Raw genomic sequence first — 8890 nt, 5'->3', positions numbered from 1 at the left:
ACAGAAAAGTCCGTTAGCGGGAAAAAAGCTAGAAAATTCGGCGGAATGTTATTCTAATGGTCATAAGTGTCCGCATACACAACAAAAAGACTGCTTTTTTGGTTCTAACGGTCATGGATGTCCGCACCGCAAATAACATCGCATCGTTTGTTTTTTGCACACGATGATGGCAAGTTAGGTCACCGATAGGTGATTTTATTTAACGAAAACTTTGATTTCGATGGATAAACGTTGCTATGTTGCTCACAAATTGCTGTTTTCGAAGTTTCGCGGACATACGTTCCGTTATTTGCTCACAAATTGCTGTTTTCAAAGTTTCACGGACATACGTTCGTTATTTGCTCACAAATTGCTGTTTTCGAAGTTTCGCGGACATACGTTCCGTTATTTGCTCACAAATTGCTGTTTTCAAAGTTTCGCGGACATACGTTCCGTTATTTGCTCACAAATTGCTGTTTTCGAAGTTTCGCGGACATACGTTCCGTTATTTGCTCACAAATTGCTGTTTTCGAAGTTTCAAGGACATACATTCCGCTATTTGCCTCGATTTGGCCATTTATTTATGATTTTTGGAGCAATAGCGGAACGCCTGTCACTTTTAGCGGGCAATAGAAGCAATTTATGCATAATAGCGGAACGTCTGTCCAAGTTTTTGTTACGCTGCTATCTACGCCACATCCATACGAAATCTTTAACCGTAATTTTTACTTAATAATAACGGGTTCTTCAAAAGTTAAATTTTTTGTATCCACCGTTACTTTTTTCATTGCGATCGGCTCAAGAGGCCTGTCATTCTGACTCTTCTGCTCTACTATTTCATCAACAGCGTCCATACCTTCGATGACTTCGCCAAAGGAAGCATAATCCTTATCCAAGTGCGGGGAATCAGCTACCATAATAAAAAATTGCGAGCCTGCTGAGTCAGGCAGCCCGTTGCCTCTGGCCATAGAAATAACGCCGCGCTTATGAATAAGCAAATTCTCAAAGCCATTGTTCGTAAATTCACCTTTGATGGAATAGCCTGGTCCGCCAGAACCGTTGCCCTGAGGATCTCCGCCTTGGATCATGAAGCGTGGGATGACACGATGGAAAATCAATCCGTCGTAAAAGCCTTTATTTGCAAGTGAAATCATATTATTAACCGTATTAGGTGCTACTTCAGGATAAAGCTCCACTTTAATAACCTTATCATTGCTTAGCTCAATCGTCAGAACAGGATGCTGATCTGAGCTTTGCAGTTCCAGTTGTTTGGCAGGCGGCTCGGTTGATGCTGGCGCAGCAGGCTGCTCAGACTGCTTAGGAACAGGCGTAGCCGTTGGTGTCGATTCCGTTGTATTGTCGGGCTTGGCGCCGCATGCAGCAATGGTCAGTGCCATGGCAGCTACAGCAAGAAATAATGCGATGCGTTTTGTCATTTGTATCATTGTACCCTATCCTCCTAGAGATTGAAGCTGGACAAGCAAGTCTTATCATAGCATATAAATTTGACTAAAATCCAGAAGGCTTGACAGCAGCCTAAATCGTTTGTCTCTCTTCTTACGTATGATAATACATGCACCTTGCAAAGTAAAAGAGACTAGGGTCAATCCATTAATAAAAAGGAGAATATGAGGATGAGGATGCTGTATGTATCAGGATTGCATATTAGCAGCGCTCAAAAGTTGTCGAGCAAATGGAGAAAAACAAAGCTTCTGGGCAGTGAAGCCTCATTGCAGAAGCATATTCCAGTTACAAGGCCAATGACAAGAACAACGCTCAATACCATGCTTGCCTCTAACGGCATGGTATATGTGAAGCCTTCGATCGGCTCATTGGGACGCGGTGTAATGAGGGTGGAGCGCTTTTATGACCAGTACAATGGCAGGCGTATCAGCTATGCCTATCAGCTAGGAGCCAGTCGCCGTGTATTTGGAGATTATGAGGCATTGTACGGCGCCTTGCTGAAGGAAACAAAAGGGAAGAGGTATATTGTACAGCGTGGTATTCATGCGCTGAAGCATGATGGCAATGTGTTTGATTTGCGTGTAGTCGTCCAGCGTTCGCCAAGCGGAGGCTGGGAGGTTACAGGTATAGTAGGAAGGGTCGCGCAGCCCGGCAAAATCGTTAGCAACGGTACGCAAGGCGGTAGCATTATGCCCGCCCAACAGCTGCTGTATAATCATACAGGCTTTTCCAACCATCAGCGCTTAATGCGGCAGCTGGAACGAATAGGCATTCAAACGATGAAAAAGATGCATCGCGCAAATCCGAAGCTGAAAGAAATCGGAATCGATATTGCCATCGATCGCAATCTGAAGCCATGGATACTTGAGGTTAATGTAAGGCCCGATCATTGTCCATTTGCGGTACTGCGCGATCAGACGATGATTAAACGGATTATTCAATATGGAGCTGCTTATGGCAGGACGTATAAGCTGAATTGCTTTCGCAAAGCAAATTAAATGAATTAGGCAAGTAAAAACAAGCTAGCTGCCTGTTTATAGGAAGCTAGCTTGTTTTTACTGCTGCAATAAAACTTATTCGTACTAACACTCATTCATACTATCAATCAATCCGGTTGACCGCAGCGGAAGCAAGCAACAGAAAAGCTTGATCGCATGGTCATCATTTCTTTTTACTTAATCTGTACAGTTATCTTTTTGTCGCAATAGAAAAAATAACTGTTTTTGCTTTCTCGTCAATATGAATGCTAATTTGGTCATTGCCAATTATTTTGTTGCGGGCAATTACTGCTTTTCCTTCTTGCACCAGTGTACAAACTTCGTTGAACAGCTCGCGGAAAGAGATAGCATTATAACCGAATAAGTGATTGGCGAATTGGTCTATTGCTTCCTGGTTGCGTGCAAGCGAACCGTCACGGAGCCTTATCGTAATGCCATATGTATTATACTGCGGATCAAGCCAGATAGCTGCTTCCTCATATTCAGGCGGGGAGCCGGCCAAAGGCTTGGTAACAGCGTCCTTCTCTAACTGGTCCTTGTAGAAGCGCAGTGTCGTTTCGTATAGATCGTGATTGGCTCCGCGCAGCTGGCCTACAGCCGTTAAAGCTTCATAAGCATCCCACATGCGCTGGTCAGGGAAGACGACGATTTTGTTGCCGTTGTTAGCGGTAGGTACGACTTTTTCAAAGTTTTCAGGCGATACTTCAATCGCCAAGCGCTTTGCCTTATCTGTCAGCCTGTTGAGAATAACGAGCGCTTGAGCGCGAGTTACTTTTGTGCCTACGCCAAAAAATCCATTTGGAAAGCCTTCCATAATTCCTTTGACCAAGGATTCTGCAATAAAGCGCTGCTCACGCTCGGAGGCCCCCATTAAATCGCCATATTGCTGTGCCATCTTTTGACCGAATGAGCCATCCTCTAAAAACTCGGTTTCCTGCAGTGTATAATAAATAATTTCCGCGACATGCTCGCGATTCATATCCGCTTGAAAGTCGCTGTATCTGTTTTTGTTTAAGAAATGTAAATCGCTTGCAATATCAATGAAATCTTTTGCCCAATAGCCTACAGGGTTAGGCTGAAAGTTGAAGTAACGATAGTCCTGTTTAATAATGGCTTGATTCTCTGCGCTTAGTGACTGCAAAAATAGGTTGTTCCAGGTGCGAGAACCGTTTCTGTGAAGATCGGTGTACGATAAAATAAGCATCTTAATAAATTGGTCTACCTTAACCGGGTCGTTCGGTTTGAACGTGCCGTCCGAAAATCCGTCCAGAATGCCTTTTTCGACCATCTCAGTAATCGTTTTTTCCGCCCAATGTCCCTTTATGTCAGAAAATACCGGGACAGCTTCAGCCTGTACCGGAGCTGGCGTATAGTTCACAGTTCCCCATATCAGTGCTGTTATAACTAGTAAAAATGTCAAACGTCTTTTCACTGCAAATCCTCCTACTAAAAACGATTTATTCCGACATCTACAAATTAACCATAATTAAACAGGAATTAGAATGGGCTAAATGATACAACCATGCTGTATATGCAGGCACTATTTCACATAGAGTCTTAAGTATGAAGAAGGGCGGAGGGATAGTCTTATAGTAATGGAATTAGGGGAAGGAGGCGCAAAATAACAAAAAAAAGCAGAATATAAGCGCTATACTCATACTCTGCCCGTATGTTTCTTAAGGTCTATATGCTGTTCAAAAAGCCTATTGCGAAACTAGTCCAGCACTGCGCTCATATGAGCCTTTGTGACTGACCAATGGGAAGCCGTCCACACTTTTGCTTTGTTATCGATGTACAGAACCTGTGGTGATTCATGCTTTACTCCTGTAGCTTCGGCAATAGCATTTGAAATGGGACGTGATTCAATGACCTTCACCCAATAGTAATCAACGTCGCTGCGCGGCTCGCCCTGCAAATAGTTGCTGAACTCTTGGTAAGCATTCGCGCTGACGGGGCAAGTTGTACTATGCTTTAAGACGACGATTGGCCGTGCTGCGGACTGCTCGTAAGCATTTTCCCATTGCGCCATTGTCGTAATTTCTGTCCATGTCATGGCAAACTCTCCTCTTTTTTAATTCTTTTAATTATAGCGAAAATATAAGCTTGTCGCCAGCATAGAGAAAGACGCCGATGAAAGTCGGCGTCTATAGGTGTCTAGCTATTGCTCTTTCTTATTCGGATCGTTAGCAGCCCGCGGGTAAGCAGGCATATCCTTTACATAGTCGTCTACAATTTGCACTTCAATCATGCAGTTATCCTTCATAAACTTAAAGGTGCCGTTGTTGAAGTCTGTACCGATTTCTTTATAGAAGATGCCTTCGTAAACATCTTGAGTTGTATGATTGAAGTTAAGGCGGTAGTGGTCATTTTCTTTGAGCAAATATGCGCGAATTCCTTTTTCGTAATATCCTTCGCCATGATTTTCAAGATCTCGGGATACCGACACGATATGGAGATCGACAAAAGGAATTTCAGTCAGCAAAATATTGATGAAGGAGCCTTTCGTAATTTCCTTCCATCTGCTTTGCGCGGTTTGGCCTAATACGATTTGGGTAATATTATGTTTTCTGGCTATTTCACCAATGACTTTTGCAACAGGGCGGCTCTCGTTGTACTTTATATAAAAGTGCTCCGCATTATGTTCCTTCACCAATTGCTTCCAATGCTCAATGTAATGCGTCTTCTCGATATCCAATTCATCTTCGGGCAGCGGGTCAACTGTGAGAACATATAGAGGGCAGTTCAGCATATTAGCAATTTTTCCGCCTCTACGAATTAGTCGCTCTCCGTTTGGACCGTAATAAACACAAACGAGTATGCTTTCATCCATTTTACCGTTCCACAATTAAGAGGTCACCTCATTATTAATTCTTTGCCGGGCAAATGCAAGCTGTTCCTTATTATTATGCCCAAAATCCATGCAAATGTTCACAACATTGACTACAGAGTACATTTTTTGTTTGGTTCTGTCAATTACTATAGTGTATAATAATACTGTTAGACATTGTATGAGAACTTTCTAATCAAGGATACACGGCTCCGCTGTCGCGTTTACCGGCATATTATAAGAACAAGTTTATAGTGGAAAATTTATTAAGCCTTATAATTAAAGGCAAACGGCTTCGCTGTCTTACGGAAATCCTTTCTTAAGGATAAAGAGTTAGCTCGTATAATTATAAGATATTGTTATAAATTACATTCATGGCGCAGGCTGTTGAAACAGCTTTGCGGCATCTTAATACCTGGATAACAGACCTGGAGCGGAGCTCCAGAAGCCATTCATTTTGTAACGAATTCTGAAGGCGCTATTTCGCATAAAATGCACCTTTTTAAATTCTAACGCATCGTCAAGGCGTTATCTGTGAAAAAATACTCATTTGGGCAGCATTTTACAGCCAATAAGCATGCTACAATTCGTTACAAATTTAAAACAAGCTTTTTCGGCATAATAGCGCTACTAGCATTCGTTAGAGTTTCAAAACGAGTTTTTCAACAGCCTGATAGCTCCATTGAGTTCAAGGCAAGAAGTTTGCCTAGGAGTCCAAGGCAAGAAGTGTCTAATTGTTATTGTATAAGTCTTAATCATTCAACAAAGAAAAAAAGATATAGGAGGGCCCGTATTGTCCTTATTGCACGCAGCTGTACTGACTCCCTTTCTCTTTGCCTGCCTAGTACCTGTTTTATTTAAGAAATTCCGCAACATACATACCGGGTGGTTCGTGCTTCTCGTTCCGCTTACTCTTTTCAGTTATTTTTTTACGTATTTCATATCATCGTATTTTCCTCTTAATTCAGCAATGACCCCTATGCAATTTTCTATTCCGTGGGTCCCTTCTTTGGGTATCCATTTCTCTTTGTATGTGGACGGCTTATCGCTTCTGTTCCTGCTGATTATAACCGGTATTGGATTGCTGGTCGTGCTGTATTCGATTTACTACATGTCGAAGGAACGGGAGGCGCTGCACAATTTTTACGTCTATTTGCTCATGTTCATGGGGGCAATGCTCGGCGTAGTGCTTTCTGATAATGTCATTGTCCTTTACTTGTTCTGGGAGCTGACAAGTGTATCATCTTTCCTGCTTATCGCTTATTGGTATCAGCGCAAAAATTCCCGTTATGGGGCGCAGAAGGCGATGCTTATCACAATGACTGGCGGATTCGCCATGCTCATCGGATTTCTTATGCTTGGACATGTTGCAGGCACCTTCAGTATAAGAGAAATGATCGGAGCATTGGACCAAATTACGGCAAGCGGGCTTTTTGTGCCAGCTATGCTTTTGATTTTACTTGGAGCATTTACGAAATCAGCCCAATTTCCATTTCATATATGGCTGCCTGACGCGATGGAGGCTCCTACGCCGATCAGCTCTTATTTGCATTCCGCAACGATGGTTAAGGCGGGCATTTATATCGTAGCCAGATTTACGCCTATTTTTGGCGGCGAAATGGAATGGTTCTGGATCATTGTGACGGTAGGGATGATCACGTTATTCTGGGGCTCCTTTATGGCCATTCGCCAGGTTGATTTGAAGGCGCTGCTGGCCTACTCCACAATAAGCCAGCTGGGGCTTGTGATGACCTTGCTCGGCATCGGCTCTTTGGCGCTTAATGGACAATTCAGCGATCAATACAAGCTGTTTGCTTTTGCCTTGCAGGCCGCTATATTTCACTTGGTTAACCACTCTATCTTTAAAGGCTGTTTATTTATGGTTGTCGGCATACTTGACCATGAGACGGGCACACGGGATATCCGTAAGCTCGGCGGTTTGATGAGCATTATGCCGGTGTCATTTACATTGACGCTGATCGGCGGGCTGTCAATGGCAGGCTTGCCGCCATTCAGCGGATTTTTAAGTAAGGAAATGTTCTTTACAAGCGTATTGTCAGTATCAAGCAATATGGCCACTTGGACAGTGCTTATTCCGATTGCCGCCTGGCTTGCCAGCGTGTTTACGTTCGTATACTGCCTGAGGCTTGTCTTCAGAACCTTTACTGGCAATTATCGGCCAGAGCTGCTTGATCGCAAGCCGCATGAGGCTCCGCTTGGCATGCTTATTCCGCCTGGCATATTGGCGCTGCTTGTTGTGCTCGTATTTTTCTTCCCGAATCTGCTTGCGAACAACGTGCTTGAGCCTGCTATGCATGCGGTGCTGCCGAATTTCCTGCCGGAAGGTGAGCGCTTTGTAGAGCCTATTTCGGCATGGCATGGCTTTCAGCCAGAACTGTTTATGACGATAGGAATCGTTATTCTGGGAACGATATTGCATAAGCAATTTAAACGCTGGGCAGAAATTTATGACAATCTGCCGCGCAAATATACGTTGAATAATGCTTACGAAAAAGGTTTGCAGGCGCTGGAACGCAATTCGCGCAATTGGACCGCCAAATATATGACCGGAAGCTTAAATACTTATTTAATGTATCTGTTTTCTTTTGTCATTATTGTAATTGGCGGCTCATTGCTGCTGCAGCGTGCGTTCGTTATCGACTGGTCGTACGCATCTCCGATAAAAGTATATGAATACGTACTGGGCATCGCGATTGCAATTGTTGCAGTGTACATTATATTTGTTAATTCCCGTGTCACATCCGTCATTGCCGTAGGTGCGGTTGGCTATTTGGTGTCGCTGTTCTTTGTTATATTCAGAGCGCCGGATCTTGCATTAACTCAGCTGGTTGTTGAAACGATAACGACAGCGTTGTTTTTAATGTGCTTTTATTTTATGCCTAAGCTGAAAGCAGAAATGAAACGATTGCCGTTAAATATAGCTCATTTAACTATTTCTATAGGTGTTGGCTTAACGCTTACCTTAGTCGGATTATCGGCTATGGGGCATAAGCTGTTCCCGTCCATCACTGTCTTTTTCGAGAATGCATACGAATTGACAGGTGCTTTAAATATGGTTAACGCTTTGCTGGTTGACTTCCGCGCCTTTGATACGATGCTGGAGATTGTCGTGCTGTTTACAGCAGGAATTGGCATATACACATTGATCAAGATGCGTAAGTCAAAAGGGGGACAATAATGAACTTCAAAGATACGATTTTGCAAACGGCGGCCAAGGTGCTTGTCTTTATCATTATAACGTTCTCCATCTATATTATGTTTGCCGGCCATAACAATCCGGGAGGCGGCTTTATCGGCGGCCTTATTACAGCGTCTGCCTTGCTGCTGCTCTATATTTCCTTCAATGCTCAGACTGTGCTCGAAATATTGCCTATGAATTTCCGGATTTTAGGTGCTGTCGGCTTGCTGCTTGCCGTCCTAACCGGCGCTGGGGCGTTTTTGTTCGACGTTCCTTTTTTGACGCAAAAGTATGAGTATGTAAATTTGCCATTGTTCGGGGAAACGGGACTTGCGACCGCCGTATTGTTCGACTTAGGCGTATACTGTGCAGTTGTAGGCACGACTATGACGATTATTCAAAGCATAAGCGAGGACGCGTAGT

At 43.5% G+C, this 8890-nt stretch carries 7 protein-coding genes; 3 read left to right on the top strand and 4 right to left on the bottom strand.

Features of this window, described 5'->3' with window-relative positions:
* Nucleotides 1–704: 704 nt before the first annotated feature.
* On the bottom strand, nucleotides 705–1424 hold the full coding sequence (locus tag ACRRU2_RS17565) for a peptidylprolyl isomerase (RefSeq protein WP_432503611.1): 720 nt from the start codon (nucleotides 1422–1424) through the stop codon (nucleotides 705–707).
* Between the two features lie 189 nt (nucleotides 1425–1613).
* On the opposite strand from ACRRU2_RS17565, the gene ACRRU2_RS17560 reads away from it, so the two are divergent.
* Nucleotides 1614–2441: a YheC/YheD family protein gene (locus ACRRU2_RS17560; protein ID WP_331700786.1), complete on the top strand. Its 828-nt coding sequence runs from the start codon at nucleotides 1614–1616 to the stop codon at nucleotides 2439–2441.
* 190 nt (nucleotides 2442–2631) lie between these two features.
* Here ACRRU2_RS17560 and ACRRU2_RS17555 read toward each other — a convergent pair whose 3' ends face one another.
* The 3 genes from ACRRU2_RS17555 to ACRRU2_RS17545 form a co-directional block, all read right to left on the bottom strand.
* On the bottom strand, nucleotides 2632–3873 hold the full coding sequence (locus tag ACRRU2_RS17555) for an S-layer homology domain-containing protein (protein WP_432503608.1): 1242 nt from the start codon (nucleotides 3871–3873) through the stop codon (nucleotides 2632–2634).
* Between the two features lie 282 nt (nucleotides 3874–4155).
* Nucleotides 4156–4494 carry a bacillithiol system redox-active protein YtxJ gene (gene ytxJ / locus ACRRU2_RS17550; protein ID WP_432503606.1) on the bottom strand — a complete coding sequence of 113 codons (339 nt, stop codon included), beginning with the start codon at nucleotides 4492–4494 and terminating at the stop codon, nucleotides 4156–4158.
* 105 nt (nucleotides 4495–4599) lie between these two features.
* Nucleotides 4600–5271 (bottom strand): universal stress protein, encoded by a 672-nt coding sequence (locus ACRRU2_RS17545; RefSeq protein ID WP_331700820.1) that lies wholly within the window; start codon nucleotides 5269–5271, stop codon nucleotides 4600–4602.
* Between the two features lie 790 nt (nucleotides 5272–6061).
* Here ACRRU2_RS17545 and ACRRU2_RS17540 point away from each other — a divergent pair.
* The gene (locus tag ACRRU2_RS17540; RefSeq protein ID WP_331700789.1) at nucleotides 6062–8467 is read left to right on the top strand and encodes a Na+/H+ antiporter subunit A; all 2406 of its coding nucleotides are present in this window, start codon (nucleotides 6062–6064) and stop codon (nucleotides 8465–8467) included.
* Nucleotides 8467–8889, top strand: a complete 423-nt coding sequence (locus ACRRU2_RS17535) for a Na(+)/H(+) antiporter subunit B (protein ID WP_331700790.1) — start codon at nucleotides 8467–8469, stop codon at nucleotides 8887–8889. The genes ACRRU2_RS17540 and ACRRU2_RS17535 overlap by 1 nt, the downstream gene beginning before the upstream one ends.
* Nucleotide 8890 lies beyond the last annotated feature (1 nt).

This window comes from Paenibacillus sp. GXUN7292 (assembly GCF_050864975.1).
Classification (GTDB): Bacteria; Bacillota; Bacilli; order Paenibacillales; family Paenibacillaceae; genus Pristimantibacillus.
Note: the sequence above shows the minus strand (reverse complement) of the source record. Positions and strands in the feature narration are given on the sequence as shown.